Source organism: Bartonella vinsonii subsp. berkhoffii ATCC 51672, assembly GCF_902825225.1.
Lineage (GTDB): Bacteria > Pseudomonadota > Alphaproteobacteria > Rhizobiales > Rhizobiaceae > Bartonella > Bartonella berkhoffii.
This window is the reverse complement of sequence record NZ_CADEAK010000005.1, coordinates 109,157-128,082: the sequence shown is the minus strand read 5'-3', so window position 1 is coordinate 128,082 and position 18,926 is coordinate 109,157. Positions and strand designations below refer to the sequence as shown.

The 18,926-nt window shown below is 37.8% G+C and carries 13 protein-coding genes and 1 pseudogene; 8 read left to right on the top strand and 6 right to left on the bottom strand.

Features of this window, described 5'->3' with window-relative positions; translation table 11 throughout:
- The first annotated feature begins 166 nt into the window (after positions 1–166).
- Both J7R10_RS04095 and J7R10_RS04090 read left to right on the top strand, forming a co-directional pair.
- Positions 167–460, top strand: coding sequence for a YggT family protein (locus tag J7R10_RS04095; protein WP_010704646.1), 294 nt, complete (start codon positions 167–169; stop codon positions 458–460).
- Positions 461–484: 24 nt separating this feature from the next.
- Complete coding sequence (locus J7R10_RS04090; protein ID WP_026501314.1) at positions 485–823, top strand: DUF167 domain-containing protein; 339 nt, start codon at positions 485–487, stop codon at positions 821–823.
- 19 nt (positions 824–842) lie between these two features.
- Here J7R10_RS04090 and ppa read toward each other — a convergent pair whose 3' ends face one another.
- The 3 genes from ppa to mgtE all read right to left on the bottom strand — a co-directional run bounded on the left by ppa (position 843) and on the right by mgtE (position 5,587).
- The gene (ppa, locus tag J7R10_RS04085) at positions 843–1,373 is read right to left on the bottom strand and encodes an inorganic diphosphatase (RefSeq protein WP_010704648.1); all 531 of its coding nucleotides are present in this window, start codon (positions 1,371–1,373) and stop codon (positions 843–845) included.
- Between the two features lie 67 nt (positions 1,374–1,440).
- Positions 1,441–3,267, bottom strand: coding sequence for a translational GTPase TypA (typA, locus tag J7R10_RS04080; protein WP_010704649.1), 1,827 nt, complete (start codon positions 3,265–3,267; stop codon positions 1,441–1,443).
- Between the two features lie 943 nt (positions 3,268–4,210).
- Complete coding sequence (gene mgtE / locus J7R10_RS04075; RefSeq protein WP_010704650.1) at positions 4,211–5,587, bottom strand: magnesium transporter; 1,377 nt, start codon at positions 5,585–5,587, stop codon at positions 4,211–4,213.
- Positions 5,588–5,939: 352 nt separating this feature from the next.
- On the opposite strand from mgtE, the gene J7R10_RS04070 reads away from it, so the two are divergent.
- Positions 5,940–7,964 (top strand): M3 family metallopeptidase, encoded by a 2,025-nt coding sequence (locus tag J7R10_RS04070; RefSeq protein WP_010704651.1) that lies wholly within the window; start codon positions 5,940–5,942, stop codon positions 7,962–7,964.
- Between the two features lie 156 nt (positions 7,965–8,120).
- On the opposite strand, the gene J7R10_RS04065 is transcribed toward J7R10_RS04070, so the two are convergent.
- Both J7R10_RS04065 and J7R10_RS04060 read right to left on the bottom strand, forming a co-directional pair.
- Positions 8,121–9,188: an SGNH/GDSL hydrolase family protein gene (locus J7R10_RS04065; protein ID WP_010704652.1), complete on the bottom strand. Its 1,068-nt coding sequence runs from the start codon at positions 9,186–9,188 to the stop codon at positions 8,121–8,123.
- A gap of 15 nt (positions 9,189–9,203) precedes the next feature.
- Positions 9,204–10,460: a lytic murein transglycosylase gene (locus J7R10_RS04060; RefSeq protein WP_010704653.1), complete on the bottom strand. Its 1,257-nt coding sequence runs from the start codon at positions 10,458–10,460 to the stop codon at positions 9,204–9,206.
- A 271-nt stretch (positions 10,461–10,731) separates the two neighbouring features.
- Between J7R10_RS04060 and J7R10_RS04055 the strand changes: the two are divergent.
- Together J7R10_RS04055 and J7R10_RS04050 are read left to right on the top strand one after the other, a co-directional pair.
- Positions 10,732–11,622 (top strand): annotated as a pseudogene (locus J7R10_RS04055) (UTP--glucose-1-phosphate uridylyltransferase).
- A 39-nt stretch (positions 11,623–11,661) separates the two neighbouring features.
- Entirely contained in the window at positions 11,662–12,654 is a 993-nt protein-coding gene (locus J7R10_RS04050) for a KpsF/GutQ family sugar-phosphate isomerase (protein ID WP_010704654.1), read from the top strand.
- A gap of 519 nt (positions 12,655–13,173) precedes the next feature.
- Here J7R10_RS04050 and omp10 read toward each other — a convergent pair.
- The gene (omp10, locus tag J7R10_RS04045; RefSeq protein ID WP_010704655.1) at positions 13,174–13,533 is read right to left on the bottom strand and encodes an outer membrane lipoprotein Omp10; all 360 of its coding nucleotides are present in this window, start codon (positions 13,531–13,533) and stop codon (positions 13,174–13,176) included.
- A 243-nt stretch (positions 13,534–13,776) separates the two neighbouring features.
- On the opposite strand from omp10, the gene J7R10_RS04040 reads away from it, so the two are divergent.
- From J7R10_RS04040 to guaB, 3 genes are all read left to right on the top strand, one after another.
- A complete protein-coding gene (locus J7R10_RS04040; RefSeq protein ID WP_010704656.1) occupies positions 13,777–15,162 on the top strand; it encodes a sigma-54-dependent transcriptional regulator in 1,386 nt (461 codons plus the stop codon).
- 395 nt (positions 15,163–15,557) lie between these two features.
- Positions 15,558–17,129 (top strand): phospholipase D family protein, encoded by a 1,572-nt coding sequence (locus tag J7R10_RS04035; protein WP_208436382.1) that lies wholly within the window; start codon positions 15,558–15,560, stop codon positions 17,127–17,129.
- Between the two features lie 147 nt (positions 17,130–17,276).
- Positions 17,277–18,776 carry an IMP dehydrogenase gene (gene guaB / locus J7R10_RS04030; protein ID WP_010704658.1) on the top strand — a complete coding sequence of 500 codons (1,500 nt, stop codon included), beginning with the start codon at positions 17,277–17,279 and terminating at the stop codon, positions 18,774–18,776.
- Positions 18,777–18,926: the final 150 nt, after the last annotated feature.

Below are 18,926 nucleotides of genomic sequence, written 5' to 3'. Positions count from 1 at the left end.
TAAGGTTCATCATCTCTATAATATAGCGATGATGAATAGGGATGTTTGGTTTTCTATTCATAGAAAAAAGAACACTGTGGTATAAAACCATTATTCGATAAACAGATTTATTTTCATGATAGGCTCTTACGCTCTTCTGTTTCTTTGATTGAAAGAGGAATAAAGCATGGTTTATGCATTGCTTCAAGTAATTGATCTCATTTTCAATATTTATATAGATATTTTAATCGCAAATGTCATTTTTTCTTGGCTTTATGTATTTAATATCATAAATGCACGCAATCGCTTTGTTGTTTTGATAGGGAAATTTCTGCATCAGCTTACAGAACCAGTTTTAAGCCGTATCCGGCAGTTTTTGCCAAATCTTGGCACAATTGATATTTCACCTATTGTAGTGTTTATAATTATTTATTTTCTTCGTACTTTCATGTGGCATGCTTATGCAGGCATGTATCTATAGAAAGACGACATAAGATGAATGAAGATGTTTTATCAAGATGACACACATGGCTTGATTTTATTTGTCCATCTCACTCCAAAGGCTTGTGTTGATCGAATAATGGGGGTTGAGTGCAGAGATGATGGAAAGCAGTATTTGGCTATACGCCTTCGTGCTGTACCTGAAGATGGAAAGGCAAATAAGGCTCTCATTAAATTTTTAGCGAAGCAATGGAAAATTCCATCTTCTTGTATTTCTCTGAAATGTGGCGCCGCATCTCGTTACAAGCAGCTTTATTTTTCAACACACTTGGAAGAATTAAAGCAGATATGGCAACCTGTAGAAGATAAGACTTCAAAAGAAAAAGCCTATCTAAAAAAATAGGCTTTATTCTTTGAAAAAGTTACATTTCTTTATTACGCTCAATAGCCAGCTTAATCAATTCACATGCGAAATCTTTATCACGCCAACCTTCAATTTTGGCCCATTTTCCAAGCTCGAGATCTTTGTAATGCTCAAAGAAATGTTCAATTTGCTTTAGTGTGATTTCGGGAAGATCTGTATAGTTATGAATATTGATGTAGCGTTTTGTTAGTTTTGGAGTAGGGAGAGCAATGATTTTTTCATCTTTACCGCCGTCATCTTCCATAATCAGAGCACCTATGGGGCAAACATTAATAACACAACCTGGAATAAGTGGACGGGTGTTACAGATAAGAACATCAATAGGATCACCATCATCTGAAAGTGTATGGGGGACAAAGCCATAATTTCCTGGATAAGCCATTGATGTATGAAGAAAACGATCAACAAATAACGCTTCTGATTTTTTGTCCATCTCGTATTTTATTGGTTGACCACCAAGAGAGACTTCGACAATGACATTGATATCTTCTGGTGGATTTTTTCCAACGGGGATTTCCTTAATATTCATGTAAATATCCTTTCCGGAGTATAATTAAGCAAGTATAATGGCATATTTAACTGAGACAGTCACAAAATTAGTTAGAGACTGAGGCACGTGTTTTTTCAAAACGTTTGCGTTCATTAGGATCCAGATACAATTTGCGTAAACGAATATTTTTAGGGGTGACTTCTACCAGTTCATCATCTTGTATCCACGTTAGAGCTCGTTCTAGTGTCATTTTAAGGGGAGGGGTTAATTTCACGGCTTCATCTTTTCCAGAAGCGCGCATATTGGTTAATTTCTTTTCCTTTAAAACATTGACTTCTAAGTCATTATCACGTGAGTGAATGCCAATAATCATACCTTGATAGACTTTAACACCGGCATCAATTATCATAGGTCCACGGTCTTCAAGATTAAAAAGAGCATAAGCGACAGATTCTCCGTTATCATTTGAAATCATCACGCCATTGACACGGCCATTAATGTCTCCTTTATAAGGTTCATAAGCGTGAAAAAGACGATTCATAATGGCTGTACCACGTGTATCGGTTAAAAGCTCGGATTGATAGCCAATGAGCCCTCGCGTTGGTGCATAAAAAACAAGACGGACACGATTTCCTCCGGAAGGGCGCAATTCAATCATTTCACCCTTACGTTCAGACATTTTTTGCACAACGGTTCCAGAATATTCTTCGTCTACGTCAATGACAACCTCTTCAATTGGCTCAAGAGTTGTTCCATTTTCGTCTTTTTGTATAACAACCCGTGGACGAGAAACACTCAGTTCAAATCCTTCACGGCGCATATTTTCAATGAGGATTGCAAGTTGCAATTCTCCTCGTCCTGAAACATAGAAAGAATCCTTATCAGCCGATTCCTCAATTTTAAGAGCTACATTGCCTTCTGCTTCTTTGAACAAACGATCACGGATGACACGGCTTGTTACTTTATCACCTTCCGTTCCTGCAAGAGGGCTATCATTGACAAGAAAGCTCATAGTAACAGTGGGAGGATCAATTGGTTGAGCGGTGAGAGGTTCATTGACCGTGGGATCACAGAAAGTATCAGCAACGGTGCCTTTTTGTAGACCCGCGATTGCTACAATATCACCGGCAACACTTTCTTCAATAGGTTGCCGCTCCAATCCACGAAATGCCAAAATTTTCGAAATACGCCCAGTTTCTAAAAGCTTTCCATCCTGTCCAAGAACCTTGATAGTTTGATTGGATTTTATAGAACCCGAATGAATACGCCCTGTAATAATCCGCCCAAGAAATGGATCTGCTTCAAGAATCGTTCCAATCATACGGAATGGTCCCTCTGCTACACTAGGAGAAGGAACATGGCGGGTTACAAGATCGAACAAAGGGCTCAGTCCTTGATCTTTTGGCCCTTCAGGGGTTTCAGCCATCCATCCGTTACGGCCTGATCCATAGAGAATGGGAAAATCAAGTTGTTCATCGGTTGCATCAAGAACAGCAAAAAGGTCAAAAACCTCATTGATAACTTCATCAGCGCGTTCATCAGCACGGTCAATTTTATTAATAGCAACAATGGGACGTAAACCCACTTTCAATGCTTTTCCAACAACGAATTTGGTTTGCGGCATTGGGCCTTCAGCGGCATCAACAAGCACAATGGCTCCGTCAACCATGTTCAAAATACGTTCAACTTCTCCACCAAAGTCAGCGTGACCCGGTGTATCAACAATGTTAATTCGGGTATTTTTCCAAACCACGGACGTTACTTTTGCTAGAATTGTAATTCCGCGTTCTTTTTCAATGTCGTTTGAATCCATCATACGCTCACTGGTACGTTGGTTATCGCGAAAGTTCCCTGATTGTTTGAGAAGCTCGTCTACGAGTGTTGTTTTGCCATGATCAACGTGGGCAATGATGGCGATATTGCGCAATTGCATAAATTTTCTTCTTTTCGTTTAATGAAATTTCATTTGAAGCAACGCCTTTGCGTTCCTTACCTTAACTATTACAAAATCTTTTACATGTTTTTTTATAATTTTGGAAGGGGGGAGAAAATAATTAAATCAATTACTGTTTCTCAGAAATAAGGAACTTCACGATTATTGTTTCCATTACATTTTTTGAAGCGTTATTCTTGATTTTTTTGACCTTTTTTTAGGATTTGCGCCTTTGTATAAAAGGCTTTTGATATTCTGTTGGCTTGAGAAAAATTCCCATTTTTTTTGAATGTGGGAGTATTTCATATGAGGTTTGTAAGAAAACAAAGAATGTAATTTGCTCGTTTATAACAAAATTTCTCTCTTAATGATTGCCTGTAAATTAACATCAAAATTTAATGAATCCCGTGTTTCATGATATCAATTTTATAATCATAAAGTTATCATTTCCACTATTGAAGTGAGAGTGCTAAATACAAAGAAGAGTTTCTCATTTATGCCCCTTTTGTTATGAAGCAGAAGAAATCACTTCTTTGCAAGTGACAAGAGAGATTGATGTGTAATAAAATTCGTTTGAGAAAAGACGAGAGAGGCTTCATCAAGAACCATTCTGAATGCAAAAGTAAGTGTAATATTGGAATCTGGCAAATAGAGTGATGGGGTTTGCTGATATTTATCTCTTCTTACGTTGTATTTGCTCTCATACTTAAACAATGCATTCAACGACTATGAAACTTTTTCTAAAACTGCTTTTATAGATATGCTAATCTCTTTTTTGCCTATTCATAATAAGAACATTTTAAATAATGAACTATGATAATACTAAAGAAATTTTATTTAAAAATGTGTAATGTTATTTATGTTAAAAAACGCATTATGTTGCATAGTGATGTCTACAGAGCAGAAATTTTAAGTTGCCTGAGATGTGTTTTTGTTTCTCATGTTAGAGGAGCGTTCCAGAAAGAATAAGGGATGCAACAGAAAAATAGATCACGATTCCCATAACATCGACTAAAGTTGCGACAAGAGGAGCGGAAGCACTTGCTGGATCAAATCCAAAACGTTTAAGGATAAAGGGAAGCATGGAGCCGGATAAAGAACCAAAAGTGACAATTCCAACTAAAGCTGCCCCTACTGTTATGGCAATAAAAATCCAATATTCACCATAATTATAAATACCGAGTTCTTGCCAAAGAGCAATACGCATCATTCCAATAACTCCGAGTAAAAGACCAAGGGATATTCCTGCTGGAATTTCACGAAGGATAATTTTCCACCAATCTTTAAGTGTGAGTTCACGTAAAGCTAAAGCGCGAATAATAAGCGATGTTGCTTGCGAACCAGAATTTCCTCCCGAACTCATGATAAGAGGAATAAAGAGTGTGAGAGTGATAACTTTTTCAAGTTCTGTTTCAAAATATTGCATAGCGCTTGCTGTGAGCATTTCACCAAGAAAAAGTAATGCGAGCCAACCGCCGCGTTTTTTCATCATCCCTAGAAAGTTGATCTGCATATAAGGCTTATCAAGAGCTTCCATACCTCCAAATTTATAAGCATCTTCACTCATTTCATCAACCATTGTATCAAGCACGTCATCGACTGTCACAATACCAATGACATGATGACTATCATCAATAACCGGTACAGAGAGAAGATCATGGCGCCGAAAAAGACGAGCGATATCCTCATGATGTGTAAAGGGAGATATTGTAATGGGTGTGTCATGTGTAGAGACGTTGAGAATTTGATCATCAGGAGAGGCAAGGATAAGGTTACGCAATGAAACAGCTTTAAGAAGAGTACCTGTTTTGGGGTCAATAACATAGCTTGTATAAACTGTTTCCCGTGTTCGCTCAACTTCACGAATGTGATTCAAAGTTTTTTTTACGGTCCAGTTTGCGGGGACAGCTATAAACTCTGTTGTCATAAGTGCACCCGCTGTATGATCAGGGTAACTCGTAAGTTTTTTCAGTTCAGCCCGTGTTAAAGGCTTGAGCAATGCATAAAGCTGTTTGCGGGTTTTTTCATCCATTTCCTGAAAAACATCAGCGGCAGCGTCAGCAGACATGCCATCAAGAATTTCAACGGAACGATTTACAGGGAGAAGTTCAAGAATAGCGGCTGGTTGCTCAAGTTCTGGTTTATCAAACAGTTCAATGGCATAATCAAGAGGTAAAAGACTAAGAACAGCTACACGTTCCATGATATCGAGATCATTGATGATATCAATCGAGTCAGCAAAATGGTGATTTTTTAATTCTTCTGCGAGAACTTCAGGAGAAGAATTTTTGAAGTCGAAGGTCGTTTTAATTTCAGTCATAATAAAGCACCTTCCGAAGGATTGGAGAATTATAAATTCAAATTATGAATTAGGATAAAACAAAAGTTATGGAAGATTTAAAAAAGTCCTCCCCGATTGCACTTCTCCAATTGTTAATATTTGCAATAAAGTCAAGGATAGATTGCAGGTTATAAACAATTTCATTAATCGGACATATAGAGCTTCTCATTTTTGTTTATCTCCTCATGATAAAAATATTTTTTATTTCTACTCTTAAGAGAGAGGTTTGAAAGGTATTTTTGAAATTCACTAAATAGTTTTAGTATATTATCAATTTGTGTCGTAAAGGTAATGATTATACATTAAATTTATAATGGAGATAGAGAGTATTATGACAAAAGCAGCAGTGCTGGTCTGGAGAGGATTTTCAGGACTTCCTGATTTTTCTTTAATAAGTGATGAGGATTTTAAACCCGCCTTTGAACAAGCTCTTCAAGAAGCGGAAGAAGAGCTCGAGAGCATTGCAATGGTGCAAGAACCACCAACGCTTGAAAATTTTTTGCAACCTTTTGAGCTTTTTGGCAAAGCGCTTGATCGTATATGTTCAATATTTTTCTTGCGTTCAGGTGCGCATAGTAATCCATTGATTCAGCAGTTAGAACAAGAATTTGTTGTAAAACTTTCTCATTATTCTTCAAAAATTATGATGGATGCACGGATATTTGCGAAAATAGATCTGCTTTATAAACAGTCGCAGCAAGGTATGTATGATAGTGAGACAGAACGTGTACTTGAATTGTGGTGGAAAAAGTTCGTTTGTAATGGTGCAAAACTTGATGAAGACGGTAAAAAACGACTTGTAGAAATTAATGAGAAGCTTGCTTTTTTAAATGCTACTTTTGGCCAGCATGTCTTAAGAGATGAAGCTGAATGGATTTTATTGTTAGAAAAAACAGATTTGTCTGGTTTGCCTGATGATCTTATTGCTTCAATGAAGGAAATTGCGCGCGAAAGAGGGCATGAGGGTGCCTATGCATTAACATTGGCACGTTCGATTATTGATCCTTTTTTGAAATTTTCTCATCGCCGTGATTTACGTGAAGTCGCATTTCAAGCTTGGTCCAAACGTGGTGAAAATGGTAACGAGAATGATAATCGATCGATTATTATAGAGATTGTTGCGTTTCGTGATGAGAAGGCTAAATTGCTAGGATATAAATCCTTTGCAGATTTAAAACTTGATAATACCATGGCTAAAACTGTTGATGCGGTTATGAATTTGCTTACACCTGTATGGGAACAGGCAAGAGCTAAGGCTTTGAGTGAGCAGATTGAATTGCAAAATTTTGCACACAATCAGGGAAACAATGAAACTTTAGAAGCTTGGGATTGGCGTTATTACGCTGAAAAGCTTCGCACTGAAAAATTTTCTTTCGATGGATCTGAAATTAAATATTATTTTCAGCTTGACCGCATGATTGAGGCGGCTTTTGGTGTAGCAGAAAAACTCTTTGGCATTACATTTGAAGAAAAAAGCACTGTGACACTTTGGCATCCTGATGCACGTTTGTGGGAAGTAAAAAAATCCGATGGAAGTTTGCTTGGGTATTTTATCGGAGATTATTTTGCACGTCCTTCAAAACGTTCTGGTGCGTGGATGAGTAGTTTACAATCGCAACATAAATTGAATGGTGGACAGAAGCCTATTATCTACAATGTTTGTAATTTTGCTAAGCCACCAAAAGGGGAGGTTGCGCTTTTATCACTTGATGATGCGCATACGCTTTTCCATGAATTTGGCCATGCATTACACGGTTTGCTTTCTGATGTAACATGGCCTTCTGTTGCAGGAACATCGGTTTCGCGTGATTTCGTTGAACTTCCTTCTCAACTTTACGAACATTGGTTAACTGTACCAGAGGTTTTAAAATCTTATGCTACGCATACAAAAACAGGGCTTCCTATGCCACAAGCATTGATGGATAAAGTGATATCGTCACAAACATTTAATGCTGGTTTTTCTGCGGTTGAATTCACCTCGTCTGCTCTAGTCGATATGGCTTTTCATCAGGGAGAAACGATAACGGATTCAGCACTTTTTGAGCACCAAGAATTAGAAAAGTTGCAAATGCCCAACACCATTATCATGCGGCATCGTCCTCCACATTTTGCACATATATTTTCAGGAGATGGTTATGCTGCTGGTTACTATTCGTATATGTGGTCAGAAGTACTTGATGCTGATGCTTTTCAGGCTTTTGAAGAAATAGGCGATGTTTTTAATTCAGAGCTTGCTAATCGTTTAAAATGTTTTATTTATTCCGCTGGAGGCAGCCGCGATCCAGAAGAGCTTTATAAAGCTTTTCGTGGGCGTTTGCCTTCACCAGAAGCAATGATGAAAAAGCGTGGACTGTAATTAAGGGACAATGGTATGGTGTGCGCCATACCGTTGTTATAGTTTTTTCTGCGGTTGAGATTTATGCAATTTCCACCTTATCACGACTTATGAACAAAGGCTTTTTATGAGTTTTTAATTTATGAAACAAATGAAGACTCTGTGTTTGAAAAGACATCAGGGAAAAGAAAAATTATCAGCTCGGTCTTTTTGATAACCATTGAGCGGAATCCATAATTTTTTAATGAAGCTTTGATCTATTTTGTTGAGTAAGCCGGTATTTTGTTGTGCGATGTCATCGAGGCTCATTGCGGGTTGGCGTTCAATATTGTGTAAGTCTTGTACAGGTTGTAGAGTATTTGCGTTGGTAAGGTGTGTGTCTTCATGAGAACGGACAGAAAGATTTAAAATAGTTTCTAATGGTTTTCTTAAATAAGAGACAAGTTTTCGCTTTCCTTCAAAAGTAAAATGAATGCCATCGTTGGTGCGAAGTCTGGTTATTTTCCCATTGATATCATAACCTGAAAAAGAAAATTGACCTTGTGCATTAATAAAACCATCCCAAATATTAACAAAATATCCTCCTGCGGCTTCTGTTGCATTTTTATAAAGCTCATTAAGGGTTTGCATTTTTTGTGTTAAATTATCATTTCTAAAAGCAGGTTGTCCTATCCATATCCACGGTTTTCCAGAGTTATGCAGGCTTTCAGTAATTTCAATAATTCTTTGTCTATAGATATTCATCCATTCTGGTTGGAGAGGACTGAATACGCCATGAGAGTTTGCGATTGGTTGGTTATCATTTGCGCCTATTATCATAACAATGGCATCAGGTTTATTTTTATCGATGAGTTTAGGAATACTATTTTTCCAAGAAGTGTGCTCAGTCCGGACTAAGCCAGAAGATGGTACTGCATTGTTTATGATGATAATATCGGTATCACCAGTAAAAAGTTTTTTGAGTTCATTGGCAACAGTAGAAGCTACAAAATCTCCTAGGACAAGAATACGTTTTGCGTTTGTATTTTTCGATGTTTGTACGGGTTTTTGTATGACAGCTTTTTTCTTTGGTTGGTATATTTTTTGTTCTATAATTTGCGGTTTTTGTTGTATTTTTTCTTGTTTGTTATGTTCTAACAACCATTTAAAAAAGTTCGTCGCTTTGCTTGAAGAAGGTTGTATAACGCTTACAGCCAAGAGAGAAAAAAACAGGAAGATGAAGTGTATTGAGCGGAAATAAGACAAACACTTTACTCCAGATTATTGTTTTCGCAGAACAGAAAGAACTGCAGGGCTTGGATATCCATTTGCCTCTAAACCATAGCGGAGCTGAAAAGCTTTAAGTGCTTTTCGAGAGACTTTACCGATTTTGCCATCAACTTCTCCTTTATAATAGCCAAGTGCCTTTAAGCGAGATTGCAGTTCTTTACGCTCATGGAAAGTAAGGGACGGAAAGGGGCGTTGCCAATCTTGAACCAATTTAGGATGTCCAGCAATACGGTTTGCGAGAAGGGCAACAGCAAGAGCATAGCGATCTGCATTATTGTATCGTTTAAGAACAAAGAAATTTTTTGTGACTAAGAATATAGGTCCTTGAGGTCCATCTGGATATTTCAATATTGCTTGTTCAGATGATGAAGGCAAAGGCTGTCCATTTGCCTGTTTTACACCTAGCTTTGCCCATTCTTCAAAGGAATGCCAATCCTCAGGGAGATTTTTTTCTTTTGGCAATTTAACTTCTACTCCCCAAAGGAGGTTAGGTTTCCAACCATTCATGTGGAGAAGATTAGCAGCAGTTGCAAGAGCATCTGGAACAGAGGTCCAAATATCACACCGTCCATCCCCATCCATGTCAATGGCATAAGTGAGATAACTGCTGGGAATAAATTGCGTATGTCCCATTGCACCAGCCCAAGATCCAATAAGTTGTGCGCGTGTAATTTCTCCAAGTTGGAGAATTTTCATGGCAGCAATGAGTTGTGTGTATGCGTATTTTGCACGTTTTTGATCAGCATAGGCTAGGGTTGCAAGTGAGCGAATGGTATCACGCATCACACCTTTATTTGCTAAAATTTTTCCATAATTGCTTTCCATTGACCAAATAGCTAAGAGGATATTATGGTCTACAGCAAAACGTTTTTCAATTTGAAGAAGCCAGTTTTTCCATTTTTTTGCTTGGTGTTGTCCTTCCGAAATTGCAATATCGTGAACACGATTATCAAAATAGTTCCATGGATGATCGATAAATTCTGGCTGGTATTCAGCTTTTTCTAAAACTTCTGGATCAATTGCCTTGACGGTTTTAAAAGCCATGTCAAACGTAGAAGGTGAAATATTGTGAGCGAGAGCTGTTTTTTTAAATTCTTTAATCCAATGTTTAAAACCACTATCTGCCTGTAAAAATGATGTAAAAAACATTAAAAAAGCAGAAAGAAGAGCGGCTAAACCTATGATAAGAGTTTTCTGATTTATCGATTTTTTAAGAAAGGAGAAAGTTTTAGTTTCTGTTTTTTTCATTTCAAATTCCCCTCAATATTCGAATATTTTGATGTGCAAGCACTTCACTTTTTTATTTGGTATTATCGGTGATATTATCAAATGAATAAGAAAGGCTGAAATGGATTGTTTATTTTGAAGGAATATTCACAATAAACTATCGTACTCTTGCATCTCTTTCCTGTACATTATATTAGCAATCAAAAAATAAGATACCTTTTTTACTATTTATAAAAAATATATTAACTGAAATCAGTAGGTTATATGTTTCATGAGGAGCGAGAGGGTGAGAGTGGGTAAAATCCGGAAAGCAGTATTTCCCGTGGCTGGTCTTGGTACACGTTTTCTTCCTGCAACTAAAACAATCCCTAAAGAAATGCTAACAGTTGTTGATAAGCCTATTATCCAATATGTTGTAGATGAGGCTCGTGAAGCTGGTATTGAGCATTTTATTTTTGTTACAGGACGCAATAAAGCAGTTATTGAGGATTATTTTGATGCACAAGTTGAGTTATATATAACTCTTGCCGAACTTGGCAAAAGAGAAGAGCTTGAACATTTACACGGTTTACAGCCTCCACCGGGTACAACTTCTTTTACGCGGCAACAGCAGCCTTTGGGGCTCGGGCATGCTCTTTGGTGCGTGCGTGAATTAGTTGGGGAGGAGCCTTTTGCTTTGTTTGTTACCAGATATGCTTATACAAGCTAAAAAAGGTTGCCTTTCTGAGATAATCAATCTTTATGAGGAAACCGGTGGGGGCAATATTATCGCGGTTCAATAGTGTGATCCTAGAGAAACGCATAAATATGGTATTGTTGGACAAGGCAAGCAGATTGCAAATGGTTTTAAAATCACAAAAATGGTAGAAAAACCAACAAAAGGAACAGTACCATCGAATTTGTACATTAATGGGCGTTATATTTTGCAACCAGAAATTTTTAATATTCTCTCCAATCAAGAACAAGGAGCAGGAAATGAAATTCAATTAACAGACGCAATGGTGCAGCTTTCAAATGAGCAAGATTTTTTGAGTTTTCAGTTGGAAGGTCGTACCTTTGATTGTGGTTCTAAAGTTGGTTTTATTGAAGCCAACGTTGCATTTTTTTAGCACGTGCTGATATGCATAGCCAAGTTTCTCTCTCATTAAAAAATTTACTAGAAATCATTAAAGTTGAAAAATGATGTAGATCTCTTGTTTAATTTCATTTATCAAATTCGATTATGACAATACAAGCTTCTCATATGGCTTTGCGAGGCGCCATTTCATCAGCGCTTAAAACACTTGCAAGTGAAAAGCAAGGGCTTAAAGCTCTTGAAGCAGCTCTACTTGGAAATCTCTCTTCATCTTTTGAAACTGCTGTCCAAACAATCAGAAATGCTCGTGGACATGTGGTGATTACTGGTCTTGGGAAGAGTGGTCATATAGGGACAAAAATTGCTGCAACTTTAGCTTCGACGGGGACACCTGCTTTTTTTGTTCACGCTGCAGAAGCCAATCATGGTGATCTTGGTATGATTGGATCTGATGACGTTATTCTTGCTTTGTCATGGTCAGGTGAAACTTTGGAATTAAGTGGTATTATTAATCATGCTGCGCGTTTTCGCACACCTCTTATTGCCATGACATCGGGTAAGAATTCTGTATTAGGGCGACAAGCTGATATTGTGCTTTTGTTGCCAAAGATAGAAGAGGCTTGTCCCCATGGGCTTGCGCCTACCACTTCAACAGTGATGCAATTGGCAATGGGAGATGCATTAGCTGTTGCTCTCTTAGAAATGCGTGGCTTTACTGCAACGGATTTTAAAATTTATCATCCTGGTGGTTCTCTTGGCGCAAGCCTGAGATATGTGCGTGACATTATGCATGAAGGTGATCGTATTCCTTTGGTTATTCAAGGGACAATGATGATTGAAGCCATGAATGTTTTGGTTGAAAAACATTTTGGTTGTGTTGGTGTTGTGAATCAAGAAGGTGAATTAATTGGGATTGTGACTGATGGTGACCTTGCACGTAACATTCACTTTAATTTATCAAAATTTAGTGTTGATGAGGTGATGACGAAAAATCCTAAAATTGTCGAGCCAAATACACTCGTTGGTGCTGCAACAGCTTTTATTAATGATCACCATATTGGCGCCTTTTTCGTGGTTGAGAATAAGAAACCGGTAGGAATTGTTCATTTTCATGATCTTTTGCGCATTGGCGCTGCGTAATTTGGAGAGTCCATAGAAATAAAATTTTATTTTAGCATAAAATAAATTCAATAATAAAAAGGCAAGATTTCATTGGAGTAAGAAGTTGATTTATTGTAATAAATCAAGGCTTTTTGCTTTGAAACATAAATCCAAAGACTGTAAGTTCTCCTCATAACCTCTCTCATATTAAATCAAGTAAAATCACTTGTGTGCACGTTATAAGTGGAGTTGCCATGTGGGAAAAAACTATTTAGAAAGGAATAAATATGCCTCTCATGAATTGCCTTAAGTAACGACTATTACAACATTGGGGGCTGGTAAATAAAATGATGTTGCTGGTCTGTACAGACATTTTATGAATGTTTCTTAGAAAAGATGGTTGTCTTAGGCATTCCATGGTATCTACAAGTTTTTCTAGCAAAGGACTGTAGGAGTGTCTTTACTTAGTTTCAGCAAAACTTCTCTCAAGAGAACAAATTATCACCTCCTGATATGCGTGGACTCACCGTTTTAAAGGTAGTTATCACTTTTCTTTATTTAAAATTTTCTCGTAAGAGAAAATTGGGTTCCCATATGTGATGTGCAGAGCAGGTGTGTTGCATCACGTGATATCGTACAACTTACTCGAGATATTGTTCCACGGAGAATGGAGCGTATTTCAATTTCTATATGTTGGGCACTGACATAATTATATGTGCCTTCAGATAGTTTTTCTTCTGTATCTGCTGCACGTGTTTCAAAAACACCATCGCGGAAAGAAGAAATAATACCATTTTCATCAACCCATTTACCATCAATTCCAGTTGGTGTATTTGGGCTATAATATTGCGAAAAACCACAGGCGCCTAATACTAAAGCGGTAATTGTAAGACATAAAATACGGTAGGTATGTTTCATTTATTTACTCTATATTTATATTATATTACTTTCTAGCCTTTATAACATTGTGAAATTATTCTCTGAGTCAATATAAAAAATTTGATGAGAATCAATGAAAATGGAAAAAAATGCCTTAATGTTGTATTTAATTAGCAGCTTGGTAAAATTCGTCGATAAGATACAAGAGGCAAAATATTTTTTATGATTTATAACAATTTTTGCATTAAGCCATTTAGTAGTTTCAAAGGAGATTATTAAATTATGGTTGGTCCCATTCTTGTTGCGAGTGAAGATTATGGAAGACGTATAGAACTTTCTGCTATGCTCCGAGGTTTTGGTCACCGTGTTATTGAAGCAGAAAATGGTCTCCGTACGATTGATCTTTTACACAGACGTAAAAATATTGTGCTTGCACTCCTTGATGTTGCCATGAGCGATTTGAGTGTAGGTGATTTGATTAAAATGATTAGAGTCGCTGGTGTTTCTGTACCTATTGTTGTGATAGCACAACAAGAAAACCAACCTTTACTCCAGAAAGCTTTAACAGCTGGAGCTATTGATTATTGGATTTATCCAGTGACATCACTACGGTTGAGAGTGACGTTGGATACTCTTTCTCTTATTTCTGCATTAGAGCGTGAGGTTTATTACATTCGGCGAAAAAATGAGAATCAATTGCGATTTTCTGACCTCTGTATAAAAAGTAGGGCAATGCAGATAGTTTTGGAGCAATCTAGGAAAGCGGCTTCTTCTTTACAGAATCTTTTGATAGAAGGTGAAAGCGGAACTGATCGTGAAACATTAGCCCGCATTATTCATCATGAGGGTTTATTATCAGAGGGGGATTTTGTTCGCTTTCAATGTTCAGCTATCGTTGATCCAGAGGAAGAAAATCGCCAGTGGTTTCAAGAATTTCTACCATTGGTCTCTTCTCTTGAAAAAGGGACACTTTGCCTTTGTGATGTTGATAGACTTGAACCCATACAGCAAAAGCGTTTCGCAAATTATCTTCAAGAGAGAGCAAAAGCAACAAAGAACAATCCCCCCTCTTTTCGCATCATGGCGATTTCAACGTCACGGCTTTCAGATCTTGTTAAAGAAGATTGTTTTGCGCGGAATTTATTTGAACAGCTTTCTCAATTATCGATTAGTGTTCCCGCTTTGCGGGAATTGAGGGATGATTTTCCAGAGCTTACACAACGTTTGATTGACCACATTATTACGGAAACAGGGCGATCACATGTCCATGGTTTGGCAGGATCAGCTCTTTCATTGCTTATGCAATATGATTGGCCGGGTAACTGTGATGAACTTGAGAATTTTCTCTTTCGAGCGGTTTTATTGAGCGAAGGGCCATTGTTAACTGTTCGAGATTTCCCCCAATTAATGGGGAATCCGCTCATAAGTGTTCCAAATATTATTGAGAGTGATGTTCAAGAAGATTATGATCAAGAAACAATACGATTTTTAAATGCTGATGGGCATGTACGCACTTTTGCAGAGATGGAACATGATATTATTGAGAAAGCGGTTAAACATTATAAAGGACATATGAGTGAAATTGCTCGTCGTCTGCATATCGGACGTTCTACGCTTTATCGAAAAACAGAGGCATTAAAGGTACAAAAAAGCCAAGAACGGAAGTAAAATCCACGATAAAGTTTTATTCATAAGAAGCATGACTTGAAAAAGTAGAGTGTTTTTGCCTTTAAAAAGAAATATTATTTATTGTAAGCTTGAATATTAGGAATGATTTTAAAAACGCAATCAACTGTTTGTTTTATTTGATGGAATTATTTTCAACTCTCTTTTATTGATTTAGTTTCTACAACTTTAGCTAAGTTTACATTTAAGCTAAAAGAGAGAGCTTACGCTTTTTAGCACTAAAAATAAAATTCTATAATCATTTATATTGAGTTTATATTCTTTTAAGCAAGAGATGGCATACTGTCTGTGGTGTGATTAAAATAGGATTATTGATTTTAATATTGTGTTCGTATCGATGGCGGTGCGATGGCTTAAAAATGGAAAGTTGATCCTCTTTGACTCTGTTACAGATTGTTATTGGTTTTATCCTATTTTTTTTGGTTGCGTCTCTATTGGCGATTTACACATATGGGCGTTTTGTTAAAAACGCTAGAGGGGAATGTTCTTATGCATTGGCTGTTAAGAAAGATGAGACCAAGTTCGACCGTATAGTGAGTCAATTAGCAGAAGAAACGGATGGGTTAGGAGTTGATAAAGACGCTCTTTCACTCATCGTTAGCAATTTGGATGCTTTTTGTGTTCGTGCAATAGGGGCAGCACAGGCTGGGCGTAGCCTTGATCTGATGTATTATATTTGGGATGATGATTTAACAGGGCGCTTGTTGTTAAGTGAAATAGTAGAGGCGGCTGATCGTGGTGTTCGGGTGCGCCTTCTTTTAGATGATATTAATGCTCAAGCACGTGATCCAGCTTATATCGCGCTGGATAAGCATCCTCAGATTGAAGTAAGAATGTTTAATCCAGGGCGATCACGTAAAGGTGGTCTCCGTCGTGGTTTAGAGATTATATTACGGGCAATTACTGTCACGCGCAGAATGCATAATAAAGCTTTTATTGTGGATGGCCGAGTCGCTTTTGTTGGAGGACGCAATCTTGCAGATTCTTATTTTGATGCTGGTGAAGAATCACATTTTCGAGATTTAGATCTGATGCTTATCGGTCCCTCGGTTAAAAAGGTGGAAACCATTTTTGATGACTTTTGGAATAGTGCTGTAGTCTTACCGATTCATACTTTGGTTGCTCCTAAAAGTGCAAGTGACCTTGGCTATTGGAAGGATAAATTACGTAATTTCCGTGATTCCAAGATTGCAAAAATTTATTTAGATTATGTCAAGGAGCATATTAATTTTGACTGTTTTATTCAGACAGGCAAGCGATTATTTTTAGCAGACAAAGTTGTAGTGCTTTCTGATCCTCCAGAAAAAGCATTGCGTAAAAAAGCAGGCAATTGGCTCATGAAGGTACTCTCACAGGTTATTAGGGATGCCAAAGAAACAGTTCAGATTACATCACCTTATTTTGTTCCTGGTAAGGTAGGTACACAGAATTTTAGCAATTTGGTTTCAAAGGGAGTTGATGTCAAAATTCTTACGAATTCCTTAGCCGCGACTGATGTGGCATTGGTTCATGGTGGTTATGTACCGTATCGTAAAGCCTTATTAAAAAGTGGTGTTAAACTTTATGAGTTAAAACCGGATGGAAACACTTATGGATTGCGGCTCTTTCGATCAAGTAGGGCAAGTTTGCATACCAAAGCTTTTTTAGCTGATCGTAAAACTGCTTTTATTGGATCTTTAAACTTTGATCCGAGATCAGCAGCATTAAATACGGAGATGGGCATTCTTTTTGAATGTGCACCGATTACAGCGCGGTTAGATTTACTTTTTTCTGAAGAAACGACGGGTGAAATGAGTTATCATCTTCGTCTTGGTGATAATAACCGTATTTATTGGGATTTTGTTGAAAACGAAAAACAGCATAGCATTGATTATGAGCCAGAAAGCAGTTTTTGGCGTCGTACATTTGCCAAAATAATAAGTTGGTTACCTATTGAATCACAATTGTAGATTTTTAAACTATAATTGAAAAATTATTTTTATTTTTCTTTTCATTTTTTTTGTAGCATGGCATAATTCTTCGCCAATCCGCAACTATGAAAACCGCAGTTGTTTTTACAACACCATGCGGTATTTTGTTATAAAAGGAATTTGGCTATGGCAAAGATTGTTGAAACAGGGACAGGCGCATTGGCATTGACTTTTGATGATGTGCTTTTACAGCCTGGACATTCTCTTGTTATGCCTAGCCAAGTAGATCTGAGAACGCGTATTGCAGCTGATATTAACCTAAATTTGCCATTGCTTTCTGCTGCGATGGATACCGTGACAGAATCGCGTTTGGCAATTGCTATGGCTCAAGCTGGTGGTCTTGGTGTTATTCACCGTAATATGTCTCCTGTAGAGCAAGCTGAAGAAGTTCGCCAAGTTAAAAAATTTGAATCTGGTATGGTTGTTAATCCAGTAACAATTGGACCAAATGCAACACTTGAAGAAGCAAAAGCTTTGATGCACTGTCATGGTATTTCAGGTATTCCAGTTGTTGAAATTGGTGCTCAAGATGAGACTGCTGGACGGCTTGTTGGCATTTTGACAAATAGGGATGTGCGTTTCGCATCGGATCCAAAACAAAAAATTTATGAATTAATGACGCATGAAAATCTAATTACCGTGCGTGAAAATGTTCAACTCAATGAAGCAAAGTATCTTTTACATCATCACCGTATTGAAAAATTATTGGTTGTAGATGAACAAAATCGCTGTGTTGGCTTGATAACAGTGAAAGATATTGAAAAAGCACAATTGAATCCTAATGCTGCCAAGGATTCCCAAGGTCGTTTGCGCGTTGCAGCTGCTAGTAGTGTGGGGAATGATGGGATGGAGCGGGCTGAGCGACTCATTGACGCAGGTGTTGATGTGCTGGTGATTGATACAGCACATGGACATTCTCAACGTGTGCTAGAAACCGTTGAACGAATTAAGAAAATGGCGTTTTCTCCAGCTGTTATTGCTGGTAATGTAGCGACTGCTCAAGCGACACAGGCGTTAATTGATAGTGGTGCAGATGGGGTAAAGGTTGGTATTGGTCCTGGTTCTATCTGTACAACACGAATTGTTGCAGGTGTTGGTGTACCTCAACTTGCAGCTATTATGAATGCAGCGGAAGTTGCTGAAAAAGCGGGTATTCCGGTCATTGCTGATGGCGGGATCAAAGCTTCGGGTGATTTTGCTAAAGCTTTAGCAGGTGGGGCTTGTGCTGCTATGATTGGTTCTCTTTTAGCAGGTACAGATGAAAGTCCGGGTGAAGTATATCTTTACAAAGGGCGGTCTTTTAAAGCCTATCGCGGCATGGGATCGGTGGGGGCTATGGCGAGAGGATCAGCAGATCGCTATTTTCAGGATGAAGTGCGTGATGAGCTTAAATTGGTCCCTGAAGGTGTGGAGGGGCAAGTGGCTTATAAAGGCCCCATAGCATCGGTTCTACATCAGCTTGCTGGTGGATTGCGGGCTTCGATGGGATATGTTGGAGCAAAAGATTTAACAGAGTTTCGTGAGAAAGCAACATTTGTACGTATTACCAATGCTGGGCTTCATGAAAGCCATACACATGATGTTGCTATCACACGAGAGAGTCCAAACTACCGAGGCCCTGTTTGATGCATAAAAGCTTAAAGCTATTGGGCATGGTATAAAATCTTTTGAAAAAATGAAGAAAGACTTCTTTTTTCTTTATAATTTTGTTTCATAATTCTAGAAGAGAAAGAATTGGAGGTTTATATTCCAATTCTTCTCCTAGGTTATATGAAA

Bases quoted from the DNA above. Each gene is read 5' to 3' on its own strand.
- J7R10_RS04095 (WP_010704646.1), top strand. From the start codon at position 167: ATGGTTTATGCATTGCTTCAAGTAATTGATCTCATTTTCAATATTTAT.
- J7R10_RS04090 (WP_026501314.1), top strand. From the start codon at position 485: ATGTTTTATCAAGATGACACACATGGCTTGATTTTATTTGTCCATCTC.
- ppa (WP_010704648.1), bottom strand. From the start codon at position 1,373: ATGAATATTAAGGAAATCCCCGTTGGAAAAAATCCACCAGAAGATATC.
- typA (WP_010704649.1), bottom strand. From the start codon at position 3,267: ATGCAATTGCGCAATATCGCCATCATTGCCCACGTTGATCATGGCAAA.
- mgtE (WP_010704650.1), bottom strand. From the start codon at position 5,587: ATGACTGAAATTAAAACGACCTTCGACTTCAAAAATTCTTCTCCTGAA.
- J7R10_RS04070 (WP_010704651.1), top strand. From the start codon at position 5,940: ATGACAAAAGCAGCAGTGCTGGTCTGGAGAGGATTTTCAGGACTTCCT.
- J7R10_RS04060 (WP_010704653.1), bottom strand. From the start codon at position 10,460: ATGAAAAAAACAGAAACTAAAACTTTCTCCTTTCTTAAAAAATCGATA.
- J7R10_RS04050 (WP_010704654.1), top strand. From the start codon at position 11,662: ATGACAATACAAGCTTCTCATATGGCTTTGCGAGGCGCCATTTCATCA.
- omp10 (WP_010704655.1), bottom strand. From the start codon at position 13,533: ATGAAACATACCTACCGTATTTTATGTCTTACAATTACCGCTTTAGTA.
- J7R10_RS04040 (WP_010704656.1), top strand. From the start codon at position 13,777: ATGGTTGGTCCCATTCTTGTTGCGAGTGAAGATTATGGAAGACGTATA.
- guaB (WP_010704658.1), top strand. From the start codon at position 17,277: ATGGCAAAGATTGTTGAAACAGGGACAGGCGCATTGGCATTGACTTTT.